We start from the raw sequence: 13,301 nt of genomic DNA, 5'->3' as shown, positions 1-13,301 counted from the left end.
CAGGAGAAATCCCATGTTGCACATCTTCTGTCCTCACTGCGGCGAACTGCGCTCCGAAGAGGAATTCCACGCATCCGGCCAGGCGCACATCCCGCGTCCGCTGGATCCCAACAGCTGCACCGACGAGGAGTGGGGCGACTACATGTTCTTCCGCGACAACCCGCGGGGCCTGCACCACGAGTTGTGGGATCACGTCGCCGGTTGCCGCCAGTACTTCAACGTCACCCGCGACACCGTGACCTACGAGATTCTCGAAACCTACAAGATCGGCACCAAGCCGCAATTCACCGACAAGGCTGACACTGCGAAAACAGCCACGACGGCGCTGGGAGAGAAGGTATGAGCCAGACCAATCGCCTGTCCAACGGTGGACGGATCGACCGCAACAAAGTGCTGAGCTTCACCTTCAACGGCCAGACCTACAAAGGGTTTGAAGGCGACTCGCTGGCCGCCGCCCTGCTGGCCAACGGCGTCGACATCATTGGCCGCAGCTTCAAGTATTCGCGTCCGCGCGGCATCTTCGCCGCCGGTGCCGAAGAGCCGAACGCTGTCCTGCAAATCGGCGCGACCGAAGCCACCCAGATTCCCAACGTGCGCGCCACGCAACAGGCGTTGTACCAAGGCCTGGTCGCCACCAGCACCAACGGCTGGCCGAGCGTCAACAACGACATGATGGGGATTCTCGGCAAGGTCGGCGGCAAGCTGATGCCGCCGGGTTTCTACTACAAAACCTTCATGTACCCGCAATCGTTCTGGATGACTTACGAGAAATACATTCGTAAGGCCGCAGGTCTTGGTCGTTCGCCGACCGAAGTCGATCCGGACACCTACGACTACATGAACCAGCACTGCGACGTGCTGATCGTCGGCGCCGGCCCGGCCGGTCTGGCCGCAGCACTGGCTGCTGCCCGCAGTGGTGCGCGGGTGATCATCGCCGATGAACAGGAAGAGTTCGGCGGCAGCCTGCTCGATTCCCGCGAAAGCCTCGACGGCAAACCGGCGATGGAATGGGTGGCCGGCGTCATCGCTGAATTGAAGAGTACTCCGGACGTGCTGCTGTTGCCGCGCGCCACGGTCAACGGCTACCACGACCACAACTTCCTGACCATTCATGAACGCCTCACCGATCACCTCGGTGACCGCGCGCCGATCGGCCAGGTGCGTCAGCGCATCCACCGCGTCCGCGCCAAGCGTGTGGTGCTGGCGACCGGCGCTCACGAGCGTCCGCTGGTCTACGGCAACAACGATGTGCCGGGCAACATGCTCGCCGGCGCGGTGTCGACTTACGTGCGCCGTTACGGCGTGGCACCGGGCAAAAAGCTGGTGCTGTCGACCAACAACGATCACGCCTACCGCGTGGCGCTGGATTGGCTCGATGCCAGCCTGCAAGTGGTCGCCATCGCCGACGCCCGCAGCAATCCGCGTGGCGCACTGGTTGAAGAGGCGCGCGCCAAAGGCATTCGCATCCTCACCGGCAGCGCAGTGATCGAAGCCCGTGGCAGCAAGCACGTGACCGCTGCCCGCGTGGCGGCGATCGATGTCAAAGGCCACAAGGTCACCAGCCCGGGCGAATGGCTTGACTGCGACCTGATCGCCAGCTCCGGCGGTTACAGCCCGGTGGTTCACCTGGCGTCGCACCTGGGCGGCAAGCCGATCTGGCGCGAAGACATCCTCGGTTTCGTACCGGGCGAAGCACCGCAGAAACGCGTGTGCGTCGGTGGCATCAACGGCGTCTACGGTCTCGGCGATTCTCTGGCTGACGGTTTTGAAGGCGGCGTGCGCGCTGCGTCCGAAGCCGGTTTCCAGGCCGTTGAAGCCGTGTTGCCGAAAGCCCTGAGCCGTCTCGAAGAACCAACCCTGGCGCTGTTCCAGGTGCCCCACGAGAAGGGCACTTCGCGGGCGCCGAAGCAATTCGTCGACCTGCAGAACGACGTGACCGCCGCCGCCATCGAACTGGCGACCCGCGAAGGTTTCGAGTCGGTCGAGCACGTCAAACGCTACACGGCGCTGGGCTTCGGCACCGATCAGGGCAAGCTCGGCAACGTCAACGGCCTGGCGATTGCCGCCCGCTCGCTGAACGTGACCATCCCGCAGATGGGCACCACGATGTTCCGTCCGAACTACACGCCGGTGACGTTTGGCGCGGTAGCCGGCCGTCACTGCGGGCACATCTTTGAACCGGTGCGTTACACCGCACTGCATCAATGGCACCTGAAAAACGGCGCCGAGTTCGAAGACGTCGGCCAGTGGAAACGTCCGTGGTACTTCCCGAAAAACGGCGAAGACATGCATGCCGCCGTCAAACGCGAATGCAAGGCTGTGCGCGATAGCGTCGGTCTGCTGGACGCTTCGACCCTGGGCAAGATCGACATCCAGGGCCCGGACGCCCGCGAGTTCCTCAACCGCGTGTACACCAACGCCTGGACCAAGCTCGACGTGGGCAAGGCCCGTTACGGCCTGATGTGCAAGGAAGACGGCATGGTCTTCGACGACGGGGTGACGGCGTGTCTGGCCGACAACCATTTCGTCATGACCACCACCACCGGCGGCGCGGCTCGCGTCCTGCAGTGGCTGGAGCTGTACCACCAGACCGAATGGCCAGAGATGAAGGTCTACTTCACCTCCGTCACCGACCACTGGGCGACCATGACCCTGTCCGGCCCGAACAGCCGCAAGCTGCTCAGCGCCGTGACCGACATCGACCTGGCCAACGAAGCGTTTCCGTTCATGACCTGGAAAGAAGGTCTGGTCGGCGGTGTGCCGGCGCGGGTGTTCCGCATCTCGTTCACCGGTGAGCTGTCGTACGAAGTCAACGTCCAGGCCGATTACGCGATGGGCGTGCTGGAAAAAATCGTCGAGGCGGGCAAACAGTACAACCTGACCCCGTACGGCACCGAAACCATGCACGTTCTGCGGGCCGAAAAGGGCTTCATCATCGTCGGCCAGGACACCGACGGCTCGATGACCCCGGACGATCTGAACATGGGCTGGTGTGTCGGTCGCACCAAACCGTTCTCGTGGATCGGCCAGCGCGGCATGAACCGTGAAGACTGCGTGCGTGACCAGCGTAAACAGCTGGTGGGCCTGAAGCCGATCGATCCGAACGTCTGGCTGCCGGAAGGTGCACAACTGGTGTTCAACACCAAGCAGTCGATCCCGATGACCATGGTCGGCCACGTGACCTCCAGTTACGCGCACAACTCCCTCGGTTATTCGTTTGCCATGGGCGTGGTGAAGGGCGGTCTCAAGCGCATGGGCGAGCGGGTGTTCGCACCGCTGGCGGATGGCAGCGTGATCGAGGCGGAAATCGTTTCTTCGGTGTTCTTCGATCCGAAAGGCGATCGCCAGAACATCTAACTGATCGCTCCCGCGCCTGGCGCGGGAGCGACACCGAATTCAGGAAGGGTGCTTTATGACCGCAGCCAACGTTTACCAACAACGCCCGACCACCGGGGCCAAGGCCGAGTCGTCGCTGCATCACGCCGACCTCGCCAGCCTGGTCGGCAAGGGCCGCAAGACCGCCGGCGTGACCGTGCGCGAAAAGAAACTCCTCGGCCATCTGACCATCCGCGGCGACGGCCACGATGCCGCGTTCGCCGCCGGTGTGCACAAAGCGCTGGGCATCGAGTTGCCGGGCGCCCTGAGCGTGATCGTCAAAGGTGAAACCAGCCTGCAATGGATGGGCCCGGACGAGTGGCTGCTGATCGTGCCGAGCGGTGAAGAGTTCGCCGCCGAGCAGAAACTGCGCGAAGCGCTGGGCGATCTGCACATCGCAATCGTCAACGTCAGCGGCGGCCAGCAGGTGCTGGAATTGAGCGGCCCGAACGTGCGTCAGGTGCTGATGAAATCCACCAGCTACGACGTGCACCCGAACAACTTCCCGGTCGGCAAGGCTGTTGGCACGGTGTTCGCCAAGTCGCAGCTGATGATCCGCCACACCGCCGAAGACACCTGGGAACTGCTGATCCGCCGCAGCTTCTCGGATTACTGGTGGTTGTGGTTGCAGGATGCGTCCGCCGAATACGGCCTCAGCGTTCAGGCCTGAAAGATCAAAAGCCACCCCCTCACCCCAACCCTCTCCCCCAGGGGGGAGAGGGGGAAAGGGAGCCGATCTCGGTTGTTCTTGCGATCTATATTCAACCGCGAACTTTCAGGTCGATGTAGCTCTGCAGACACTTCGGTCAGTCCCCTCTCCCTCCGGGAGAGGGCTAGGGTGAGGGGAAACTCCCTGACACCCCGCACAAAGAACAGGAGTCACCGCACCATGAGCCGCGCCCCAGACACATGGATTCTGACCGCCGACTGCCCCAGCGTTCTCGGCACCGTGGACGCGGTGACGCGTTTTCTGTTCGAGCAGGGCTGCTACGTCACCGAGCACCACTCGTTCGATGACCGGCTCTCGGGCCGGTTCTTCATTCGGGTGGAATTCCGCCAGCCCGACGGTTTTGACGAGCAGTCCTTCCGCGCCGGCCTCGCCGAACGCGGACAGGCGTTCGGCATGATCTTCGAGCTGACCGCGCCGAACTACCGGCCAAAAGTGGTGATCATGGTCTCCAAGGCCGATCACTGCCTCAACGACTTGCTCTACCGCCAGCGCATCGGCCAGTTGTCGATGGACGTGGCGGCAGTGGTGTCGAACCATCCGGACCTCAAGCCGCTGGCCGACTGGCACCAGATTCCCTACTACCATTTCCCCCTCGACCCGAACGACAAACCGGCCCAGGAGCGGCAGGTGTGGCAGGTGATCGAGGAGGCCGGCGCCGAACTGGTGATCCTCGCCCGCTACATGCAGGTGCTGTCGCCGGAGCTGTGCCGCAAGCTCGATGGCAAGGCGATCAACATTCACCACTCGCTGCTGCCGGGCTTCAAGGGCGCAAAACCGTATCACCAGGCCTACAACAAGGGCGTGAAGCTGGTGGGCGCCACCGCGCACTACATCAACAACGACCTCGACGAAGGGCCGATCATCGCCCAGGGCGTCGAGGCGGTGGATCACAGTCATTACCCCGAGGACCTGATCGCCAAGGGCCGCGACATCGAAGGCCTGACCCTGGCCCGGGCTGTCGGGTATCACATTGAAAGAAGGGTTTTTTTGAACGCCAATAGAACCGTCGTTCTTTAGATCGCTTTCGCGAGCAAGCCCGCTCCCACAGGGGATTTGTGGTTTGAGCAAGATGGCATGCACCCAAGAGAGCCAATGTGGGAGCGGGCTTGCCCGCGAAAGAGTCATAACTGACAACGCAAAACCAACAAGCAATAACCCGAGCATTTACGCGCTGCCTGCCTGGGCAACGCGGTTCCATAAAAACAACAGCGAGGTGAAAGCATGTCTGGCAATCGTGGTGTGGTGTATCTCGGCGCTGGCAAGGTCGAAGTACAGAAAATCGACTATCCGAAAATGCAGGATCCGCGTGGCAGGAAGATCGAGCACGGTGTCATCCTGCGTGTGGTTTCAACCAACATTTGCGGCTCCGACCAGCACATGGTGCGCGGCCGTACCACCGCTCAGGTCGGTCTGGTGCTGGGACACGAGATCACCGGTGAAGTGATCGAGAAGGGCAGCGACGTCGAAAGCCTGAAAATCGGCGATCTGGTCTCCGTTCCGTTCAACGTGGCTTGCGGGCGCTGCCGTTCCTGCAAGGAGCAACACACCGGCGTCTGCCTGACCGTCAACCCGGCCCGCGCCGGGGGAGCCTACGGTTACGTCGACATGGGCGACTGGACCGGCGGCCAGGCCGAGTACGTGCTGGTGCCGTACGCCGACTTCAACCTGTTGAAGCTGCCGGACCGCGACAAGGCCATGGAGAAAATCCGTGACCTGACCTGCCTCTCCGACATTCTGCCGACCGGTTACCACGGCGCCGTTACCGCAGGCGTCGGTCCGGGCAGCACCGTTTACATTGCCGGCGCTGGCCCGGTCGGTCTGGCCGCTGCCGCCTCCGCCCGTTTGCTCGGCGCTGCGGTGGTGATCGTCGGCGACGTCAACACCGTCCGCCTGGCCCACGCCAAGGCTCAGGGTTTTGAAATCGTCGACCTGTCGAAAGACACCCCGCTGCACGAACAGATCGCCGCGCTGCTGGGCGAGCCTGAAGTGGATTGCGCAGTGGACTGCGTCGGTTTCGAAGCCCGTGGTCATGGCCACGACGGCGTCAAATCCGAAGCCCCGGCCACCGTGCTCAACTCGCTGATGGGCGTGGTGCGCGTAGCCGGCAAGATCGGTATTCCGGGCCTGTACGTGACCGAAGATCCGGGTGCTGTCGATGCCGCCGCGAAAATGGGCAGCCTGAGCATCCGCTTTGGTCTGGGCTGGGCCAAATCCCACAGCTTCCACACAGGGCAAACCCCGGTGATGAAGTACAACCGCCAGCTGATGCAGGCGATCATGTGGGACCGCATCAACATCGCCGAAGTGGTGGGCGTGCAGGTCATCAGCCTCGACCAGGCGCCGGAAGGTTACGGCGAGTTCGATGCAGGCGTGCCGAAGAAGTTTGTGATTGATCCGCACAAGTTGTTCAGTGCGGCGTAAATAGATCCAAATGAAAAACGGCGCTCTTGAGCGCCGTTTTTTTTGATGAACGAGCAGTTGTTCGGTGCGGCAAAGACCTTATTCGGGGCGTACCTGTGCAGCCTGCAATCCGTTGCGCCCTCTTTCAGCTATAAAAGAAACTCTTTGTCCTTCTTTTAAGCTTTTGAATCCATCTGACTCAATGGCTTTGAAATGAACAAAAAGGTCATCACCTTCACCGTCTGGGACGATGAATCCGAACCCTTTTTCATCATTGAACCATTTGACGGTCCCGTACAATCTTGTATCTGACATGTTCGTGCTTCCCGTTTCGATTGATTGACGCATTACAAACGCTTAGAGAACCGGGCCGGTCTGGCTATGTCCTCGTCTTGGGCAAGTCTGATGTCGACAGCGTAATACTTGCCGTTATCACCACATACAAGGTCATAAGTGACCTTCAGCCCCGCCTTGATGTGTTTGATGATCGGATCGTCCGGGTCGATGCAGAAGATGATCGGCGGAACGTCTGGATCGACCAGTTCTTCATGCTGTACGCATTGCTTTACCATCACCGTACCTCCCGTCCGAGCCTGTTGGCAGACATGTATGGCTTCAGCATTGACCGACTATCGGTCAAGATCTCTCAAGTCTCGATAATCACCTCATCTGCCTGGAGGCCTTTCTGCGCTTGGACCGCAACGAAAGTTACTTTCTGGCCCTCTTTCAGAGACTTGAAGCCGTTACCCTGTATGGCCCTGAAGTGAACGAAAAGATCCGGTCCGCTTTCCGGAGTGATGAACCCGAATCCCTTTTCGTCGTTGAACCACTTGCACGTACCCGATTGTCTTTCTGGCATGATCTCTACTCCCGCTTGCTGACTTGAAACCGCACGCGCAACACCTGGAAGGTGCTGCTGCGCCTTCCCGTGTTGTCAGTTCAATTTATGTAAAGCGCGGGGAAGCGGTAACTGTTAGAAATGACAGTTTTTTATATAGAATGGCTATTTGGGTTTGATGTTTGATTGCGATTTGTTACAACGCCGCCAACGCCCCTTGATACAACACCCGCCCCGTCGGCTGCCCGGTCGGCGATCCACCCTTGGGTTCAAGACTCACCGCCAGCGCCATCGGCTTGCCGATCAGCGCCTTCTGCGCCTCACTCAATTCAACCTTGCCTTTGCCGCCCGCCGGAATCACGCCCAGCGAGATCGGCTTGCCATCGGCCGGAATCGCCCACAGTTCCAGACTTCGCTGAGGATCGACAGCCGCCAGTGTCAGCGGCTCGACTTGCAGGTAATCGTCATGGGCCTCGACCTTCAGCGCCGGTTGCGCATCGGCGCTCAGCAGGGTGGCGCGGTAGCGGACGTCGTCGTGGGTGTACAGCGAGCCGAGGAACACCGGCACCACGATGGAGGCCAGTGCCGCCGTCACCCGCAGCCAGTTCCAGAACGGACGCTTTTCGGGGACGTGCAGCACTTGCGGCTCGATACGCGCAGTAACGCCGTGCCACACGCGTTCCGGCACTGGAACCTCCGGCAGTGTTTCGGTGAGGCTGGCGAGGCTTTCCTGCCATTGCGCGAGTTCGGCGCGCAGGGCCGCGTCTTCCAGCAACAGTTGCTCGAAACGCCGACGGGCCGGCGCAGCCATCAAGCCGATGGCGTAATCGGCGGCGAGGGCGCGGCGCAGGGCAGGGGTCTGGTAGTTCATGATTCAAGGCACCGGCGCAGGCGTTCCATGCCTCGGCGAATCCACGACTTGACCGAGCCCAGCGGCGCCGCCAGGTGCTCGGCCACTTCCGAGCAGGACAACCCCTGAAAATACGCCACGGTAATCGACCGGCTTTGCATGCCTTCCGGGGTTTCGAGGCAGCGGTTCAGGGCTGTGGCCTCGCGGGCGCTGTTCAACTGGTCGTGACCCGAGGGATTCTCATCCACCAGGCCCTCCTGTTCGAAATCGCTCAGGGGTCGTTCGCGCTGCTTGCGCAACTGGTCGATGGCCTGATTTCGGGTGATGTTGATCATCCAGGTCATGGGTGCCGACAAGTGCGATTAATAGCGCGAAGCGTTGTTCCAGATCCGCACGAAGCTTTCCTGCAGCTCTTCCTCGGCCAGATCCGGGCGGCCCATGAAACGCAGGGCCACGCCGTGCAGGCGCGGGCCAACGCTGCGGTACAGGGTTCCGAAGGCGCGACGGTCGCCCAGTGAGCACTGGGCCAGCAATTGCCGCAGATGATCGGTGCCGGCGAGGGTTATGACAAATCTCCAGACAGGGCGGGCGCTGGTTTGGGGTAGTTCACAGGCTAGTTCAGCCATAGCGCTCGTGCCATTCATGGTTCGATTTCCGGGGTTTCACGTTTTCTATACGCGGGCCGGCTCAAAATGGATGCGCTAGGCTCGGAACATGCCGGTGGATGCTCGGTCAAACCGGCAGTTTTACCCTTCGTCGACGAAGGGCCTTCACGCCACAAGAGGATGTCTGAATGAAGATTTCACGCGGTTTTGCCCTGGCATCGCTCCTGACCCTGGCGGCAGGGCCGGTGTTTGCCGGTTTCAGTTTGAATGACGTGGCCGGTGCGGTATCGGGCATGCAGGGTGGGGACAAGGCCGCCGCTGCGGCGCCGACGTCGGAAACCGCCGGTCTGTTGAGTGCCCTGAGCGCGCTGAACGTCACGCCGCAGCAAGCGGTCGGCGGCACCAGTGCCATGCTGGGGTTGGCGAAAAACCAGCTCAGCAACACGGATTATTCCGAGCTGGCCAAGGAAGTGCCGGGCATCGACAAACTGTCGGGTGGCAGCGGTAATCTGGCGGCGTTGAGCGGCTTGCTCGGCTCGTCGGGCAAGTCCGCCGGGCTGGAAAATGCGCTGGGCAACGTCAAGGACACCAATGACCTGAACAACGCCTTCGGTGCGTTGGGCATGGACAGCGGGATGGTCGGCCAGTTTGCCCCGATCCTCCTGCAATACCTCGGTCAGCAGGGTGTCGGTGGTTCGTTGCTGCAAAGCCTGGGCAGTATCTGGGGCACCGGCACCAACGGTTGACTCAGCGGCGCTCGCCCTTGAGTTCGGCGATGCGCTGATCCTTGAGGGTCCAGAGCTGGTTGACCCAGTTCTGGACCTTCTCGCGAAACGCCGGATCGTTTTCGTAATCGCCCTGCCACAGGGCCGGGTCCAGTTCGCGAGTCTGGATGTCGACGATCACGCGTGGCACGTTGCCGCTGATCAGGTCCCAGAACCCCGGAATCTTCTGCTGTGGATAAACCACGGTCACATCGAGAATCGCGTCCAGCTGTTCGCCCATCGCCGCCAGTACGAACGCCACGCCGCCGGCCTTGGGCTTGAGCAGGTGGCTGAACGGTGACTGCTGCTGAGTGCTTTTGGCAGCGGTGTAACGCGTGCCTTCCAGATAATTCACCACCGTCACCGGCTGGCGCTTGAACAGCTCGCAGGCGGCCTTGGTGATTTCCAAATCCTTGCCGGCCAGCTCGGGGTTCTTCGCCAGGAACGCCTTGGTGTAGCGCTTCATGAACGGGTAATCCAGCGCCCACCAGGCCAGGCCCAGGAACGGCACCCAGATCAGCTCTTTCTTCAGGAAGAACTTGAAGAACGGCGTGCGCCGGTTGAGGGTCTGGATCAGCGCCGGGATATCGACCCAGGACTGATGGTTGCTGATCACCAGGTAAGAAGTGTCGCTGCGCAGGTCTTCGCCGCCGCGAATGTCCCATTGCGTGGGAATGCACAGGCGAAAGATCAGCTTGTCGATTTCCGCCCAGGTTTCGGCGATCCACATCACCGCCCACGAGGAGTAGTCGCGAAAGCGCCCCGGCAGGATCAGCTTGAGCACGGCGAACACCATCAGCGGGCCGAACAGCACCAGGGTGTTGGACAACAGCAGCAGGGTGACGAGACAGCCGGTGAGCAGGCGGCGCATAAGCAACTCTTGGAAAACGGATGGGCGCGCCATGATAAGTGGCTTCGGCCGGCAGGCCAAATCCACCGGTGACGAATGTTTCACCTGTGGCGCGATAACCTGCCGGGAACGTTCATGCGAACAACGGTCTAAAATCTCGCGTCTGACGCCCCCATTTCCCAAGGAAGCCCCTTACGTGAAATCCCTCCTTGCACTGCTTTCCCTCGTCGCCCTGCCGGTGCTCGCCGCCGAACCGACCCTGTACGGTCGTTACGAATACATCGCGCTGCCGGAAATCGGCGGCGAAGTGCTCAAGGCCAAGATGGACACCGGCGCACTGACCGCCTCGCTGTCGGCCAAGGACATCGAGACGTTCAAACGCGACGGCGAAGACTGGGTGCGTTTCCGTCTGGCTACCAAGGACGCCAGCAACAAGGTGTACGAGCACAAGGTCGCGCGGATCAGCAAGATCAAGAGTCGCTCGGATGAAGAAGACGAGGGCGAAAGCACCGAAGTGGCCAAGCGCCCGGTGGTCGATCTGGAGCTGTGCCTGGGCGACGTCAAGCGTACCGTGGAGGTCAACCTGACCGACCGCAGCAACTTCAATTATCCGTTGCTGATCGGCGCCAAGGCCCTGCGCGAGTTCGGCGCGGCGGTGAACCCGGCACGACGCTTCACAGCCGACAAACCCGACTGCTAAACCAAGTGGTCTCATTGACGTAACGCCGGGCTTGGGGCACCGTTCGCGCACTTAACCCACAGGCTCGGACGCCATGCCTCATATCCTGATTGTCGAAGACGAAGCGGCGATTGCCGACACGCTGATTTTTGCCTTGCAGGGCGAGGGCTTCACCACGACCTGGCTGAGCCTGGGCGCAGCGGCGCTGGAGCATCAGCGCCAGACCCCGGCGGACCTGATCATCCTCGACATCGGTCTGCCGGACATCAGCGGCTTCGAAACCTGCAAGCAGCTGCGTCGCTTCAGTGAAGTGCCGGTGCTGTTTCTCAGCGCGCGCAACGCCGAGATCGACCGGGTGGTGGGCCTGGAAATCGGTGCCGATGATTATGTGGTCAAACCGTTCAGCCCACGGGAAGTGGCGGCGCGGGTCCGGGCGATTCTCAAGCGCATGGCGCCACGTCCGGTCATCGAGGCGTCCTCGGCGCTGTTTCGCATCGATCCCGAGCGCGTACAGATCAGCTATCGCGGCCAGCCCCTGAGCCTGACCCGCCACGAATTCCGGCTACTGCAATGCCTGCTCGAACAACCCGAGCGGGTGTTCAGCCGCGAGCAATTGCTCGATGCGCTGGGCGTGGCGGCGGATGCCGGTTACGAGCGCAGCATCGACAGCCATATCAAAAGCGTACGCGCCAAATTGCGTCTGGTGCGCGCCGAGGCCGAGCCGATCCAGACCCATCGCGGCCTCGGCTACAGCTACAGTCCGGGGCACAGCTGATGTCGCTGGGGCTGCGGATTTTCCTGGTGTACGTGCTGTTTATCGGCCTCACCGGGTATTTCGTGCTCAACACCGTGATGGAAGAAATCCGCCCCGGCGTGCGCCAGTCCACCGAAGAAACCCTGGTCGATACCGCCAACCTGATGGCGGAAATCCTGCGGGACGATTTCAAGGCCGGCACCCTCAACCAGAATCGCTGGCCGGAACTGCTCCGTGCCTATGGCGAGCGCCAGCCGAAGGCGACGATCTGGGGCCTGGCGAAAAACCAGGTCAACCACCGGATCTACGTTACCGACGCCAAGGGCATCGTGGTGCTGGACTCCAGCGGTCTGGCCGTCGGTCAGGACTACTCGCGCTGGAACGACGTCTACCTGACCCTGCGCGGCGAATACGGCGCACGCTCCAGCCGCAGTGACCCGAATGATCCGAATTCTTCAGTGATGCACGTCGGTGCGCCGATCCGCGACAACGGCGCGATCATCGGCGTGGTCACCGTGGCCAAACCCAACAGTTCACTGCAGCCCTATGTCGATCGCACCGAGCGCCGCTTGCTCGGTTACGGCGCCGGATTGATCGTCCTCGGCCTGCTGCTCGGCGCCGTGCTGTCGTGGTGGCTGAGCCGCGCGTTGCACCGCTTGACCGTGTACGCCCAGGCGGTGAGCGAGGGCCGTCGGGTGGCGGTGCCGCACTATCGCGGCGGCGAGCTGGAGCAGTTGGCGACCGCCGTAGAACAGATGCGCACCCAGCTCGAAGGCAAAGCCTACGTCGAGCGCTATGTGCACACCCTGACCCACGAACTGAAAAGCCCGCTGGCGGCGATTCGCGGTGCCGCCGAGTTGTTGCAGGGCGAGATGCCGGCGGATCAGCGATTGCGTTTTGTCGGCAACATCGACAGTGAAGGTGCCCGGATGCAGCAGTTGATCGAACGCCTGCTGAACCTTGCACAAGTTGAACAGCGGCAGGGCCTTGAGGAGCGTGTCGCCGTGCCGTTGGCGGCGCTGCTGAGTGAGCTGCTACAGGCACAGATGGCGCGCATCGAAGGCCGGCAACTGCGGATCGAACAAACCATCGCGCCGGATCTGGCGTTGATCGGCGAGCCGTTTCTGCTGCGTCAGGCATTGGGCAATCTGCTGGAAAATGCGCTGGATTTCACGTCGCAAAACGGTTTGCTGCGCTTCAGTGCCGAGCGGATCGGCGAGAAGGTCGAGCTTCGCCTGTTCAACGAAACCACGCCGATTCCCGACTATGCCTTGCCCCGTTTGAGCGAGCGTTTCTACTCTTTGCCACGCCCGGACAGCGGGCGTAAAAGCACCGGTCTCGGGCTCAATTTTGTCGAAGAGGTGATCAAGTTGCACGGTGGTTCGATGCGCATCGGCAACGTCGAACGTGGGGTGGAAGTCGTCCTGCAGTTGTAGTCTCCACACAAACTCCACAT

Annotated in this window: 14 protein-coding genes and 1 pseudogene; 9 read left to right on the top strand and 6 right to left on the bottom strand. The window is 61.6% G+C overall.

Features of this window, described 5'->3' with window-relative positions; all coding sequences use genetic code 11:
- Nucleotides 1-13: 13 nt before the first annotated feature.
- The 5 genes from L6D74_RS00550 to fdhA all read left to right on the top strand — a co-directional run bounded on the left by L6D74_RS00550 (nucleotide 14) and on the right by fdhA (nucleotide 6,526).
- Nucleotides 14-343, top strand: coding sequence for a sarcosine oxidase subunit delta (locus tag L6D74_RS00550; protein WP_011336273.1), 330 nt, complete (start codon nucleotides 14-16; stop codon nucleotides 341-343).
- A complete protein-coding gene (locus L6D74_RS00545; protein WP_039768017.1) occupies nucleotides 340-3,357 on the top strand; it encodes a sarcosine oxidase subunit alpha in 3,018 nt (1,005 codons plus the stop codon). Before L6D74_RS00550 ends, L6D74_RS00545 begins: the two co-directional genes overlap by 4 nt.
- 55 nt (nucleotides 3,358-3,412) lie before the next feature.
- A complete protein-coding gene (locus tag L6D74_RS00540) occupies nucleotides 3,413-4,045 on the top strand; it encodes a sarcosine oxidase subunit gamma (RefSeq protein ID WP_064599941.1) in 633 nt (210 codons plus the stop codon).
- A 219-nt stretch (nucleotides 4,046-4,264) separates the two neighbouring features.
- Nucleotides 4,265-5,122, top strand: coding sequence for a formyltetrahydrofolate deformylase (gene purU, locus L6D74_RS00535; protein ID WP_007959808.1), 858 nt, complete (start codon nucleotides 4,265-4,267; stop codon nucleotides 5,120-5,122).
- Between the two features lie 204 nt (nucleotides 5,123-5,326).
- A complete protein-coding gene (gene fdhA, locus L6D74_RS00530) occupies nucleotides 5,327-6,526 on the top strand; it encodes a formaldehyde dehydrogenase, glutathione-independent (protein ID WP_085612977.1) in 1,200 nt (399 codons plus the stop codon).
- 78 nt (nucleotides 6,527-6,604) lie between these two features.
- On the opposite strand, the gene L6D74_RS00525 is transcribed toward fdhA, so the two are convergent.
- The 5 genes and pseudogenes from L6D74_RS00525 to L6D74_RS00505 all read right to left on the bottom strand — a co-directional run bounded on the left by L6D74_RS00525 (nucleotide 6,605) and on the right by L6D74_RS00505 (nucleotide 8,837).
- A complete protein-coding gene (locus L6D74_RS00525) occupies nucleotides 6,605-6,820 on the bottom strand; it encodes a cold-shock protein (RefSeq protein WP_236187690.1) in 216 nt (71 codons plus the stop codon).
- A 32-nt stretch (nucleotides 6,821-6,852) separates the two neighbouring features.
- Entirely contained in the window at nucleotides 6,853-7,077 is a 225-nt protein-coding gene (locus tag L6D74_RS00520) for a hypothetical protein (protein WP_236187689.1), read from the bottom strand.
- Nucleotides 7,078-7,151: 74 nt separating this feature from the next.
- Nucleotides 7,152-7,364: a cold-shock protein gene (locus L6D74_RS00515; RefSeq protein ID WP_236187458.1), complete on the bottom strand. Its 213-nt coding sequence runs from the start codon at nucleotides 7,362-7,364 to the stop codon at nucleotides 7,152-7,154.
- Between the two features lie 175 nt (nucleotides 7,365-7,539).
- Nucleotides 7,540-8,214, bottom strand: coding sequence for an anti-sigma factor (locus L6D74_RS00510; protein WP_236187457.1), 675 nt, complete (start codon nucleotides 8,212-8,214; stop codon nucleotides 7,540-7,542).
- A pseudogene (locus tag L6D74_RS00505) lies at nucleotides 8,211-8,837 on the bottom strand (sigma-70 family RNA polymerase sigma factor). Before L6D74_RS00505 ends, L6D74_RS00510 begins: the two are co-directional and overlap by 4 nt.
- A 149-nt stretch (nucleotides 8,838-8,986) precedes the next feature.
- On the opposite strand from L6D74_RS00505, the gene L6D74_RS00500 reads away from it, so the two are divergent.
- A complete protein-coding gene (locus tag L6D74_RS00500) occupies nucleotides 8,987-9,544 on the top strand; it encodes a DUF2780 domain-containing protein (protein ID WP_007959813.1) in 558 nt (185 codons plus the stop codon).
- Nucleotide 9,545: 1 nt separating this feature from the next.
- Here the strand turns inward: L6D74_RS00500 and L6D74_RS00495 are convergent, their stop codons facing one another.
- Nucleotides 9,546-10,433 (bottom strand): acyltransferase, encoded by an 888-nt coding sequence (locus L6D74_RS00495; protein ID WP_236187456.1) that lies wholly within the window; start codon nucleotides 10,431-10,433, stop codon nucleotides 9,546-9,548.
- Between the two features lie 175 nt (nucleotides 10,434-10,608).
- On the opposite strand from L6D74_RS00495, the gene rloA2 reads away from it, so the two are divergent.
- From rloA2 to creC, 3 genes are all read left to right on the top strand, one after another.
- Nucleotides 10,609-11,112: a retropepsin-like aspartic peptidase RloA2 gene (rloA2, locus tag L6D74_RS00490; RefSeq protein WP_007959815.1), complete on the top strand. Its 504-nt coding sequence runs from the start codon at nucleotides 10,609-10,611 to the stop codon at nucleotides 11,110-11,112.
- Between the two features lie 73 nt (nucleotides 11,113-11,185).
- Nucleotides 11,186-11,866, top strand: a complete 681-nt coding sequence (gene creB, locus L6D74_RS00485; protein ID WP_007959816.1) for a two-component system response regulator CreB — start codon at nucleotides 11,186-11,188, stop codon at nucleotides 11,864-11,866.
- Nucleotides 11,866-13,281, top strand: a complete 1,416-nt coding sequence (gene creC, locus L6D74_RS00480; RefSeq protein ID WP_236187455.1) for a two-component system sensor histidine kinase CreC — start codon at nucleotides 11,866-11,868, stop codon at nucleotides 13,279-13,281. The genes creB and creC overlap by 1 nt, the downstream gene beginning before the upstream one ends.
- Nucleotides 13,282-13,301: the final 20 nt, after the last annotated feature.

Origin of the sequence: Pseudomonas pharyngis (genome assembly GCF_021602345.1) — a bacterium.
GTDB classification, from domain to species: domain Bacteria; phylum Pseudomonadota; class Gammaproteobacteria; order Pseudomonadales; family Pseudomonadaceae; genus Aquipseudomonas; species Aquipseudomonas pharyngis.
The sequence above is the reverse complement of the archived record's forward strand: the minus strand, read 5'-3'. Positions and strand labels throughout refer to the sequence as shown.

Coding starts and splice junctions, on each gene's coding strand:
- L6D74_RS00550 (WP_011336273.1), top strand. CDS start 14: ATGTTGCACATCTTCTGTCCTCACTGCGGCGAACTGCGCTCCGAAGAG.
- L6D74_RS00545 (WP_039768017.1), top strand. CDS start 340: ATGAGCCAGACCAATCGCCTGTCCAACGGTGGACGGATCGACCGCAAC.
- L6D74_RS00540 (WP_064599941.1), top strand. CDS start 3,413: ATGACCGCAGCCAACGTTTACCAACAACGCCCGACCACCGGGGCCAAG.
- purU (WP_007959808.1), top strand. CDS start 4,265: ATGAGCCGCGCCCCAGACACATGGATTCTGACCGCCGACTGCCCCAGC.
- fdhA (WP_085612977.1), top strand. CDS start 5,327: ATGTCTGGCAATCGTGGTGTGGTGTATCTCGGCGCTGGCAAGGTCGAA.
- L6D74_RS00525 (WP_236187690.1), bottom strand. CDS start 6,820: ATGTCAGATACAAGATTGTACGGGACCGTCAAATGGTTCAATGATGAA.
- L6D74_RS00520 (WP_236187689.1), bottom strand. CDS start 7,077: ATGGTAAAGCAATGCGTACAGCATGAAGAACTGGTCGATCCAGACGTT.
- L6D74_RS00515 (WP_236187458.1), bottom strand. CDS start 7,364: ATGCCAGAAAGACAATCGGGTACGTGCAAGTGGTTCAACGACGAAAAG.
- L6D74_RS00510 (WP_236187457.1), bottom strand. CDS start 8,214: ATGAACTACCAGACCCCTGCCCTGCGCCGCGCCCTCGCCGCCGATTAC.
- L6D74_RS00500 (WP_007959813.1), top strand. CDS start 8,987: ATGAAGATTTCACGCGGTTTTGCCCTGGCATCGCTCCTGACCCTGGCG.
- L6D74_RS00495 (WP_236187456.1), bottom strand. CDS start 10,433: ATGCGCCGCCTGCTCACCGGCTGTCTCGTCACCCTGCTGCTGTTGTCC.
- creB (WP_007959816.1), top strand. CDS start 11,186: ATGCCTCATATCCTGATTGTCGAAGACGAAGCGGCGATTGCCGACACG.
- creC (WP_236187455.1), top strand. CDS start 11,866: ATGTCGCTGGGGCTGCGGATTTTCCTGGTGTACGTGCTGTTTATCGGC.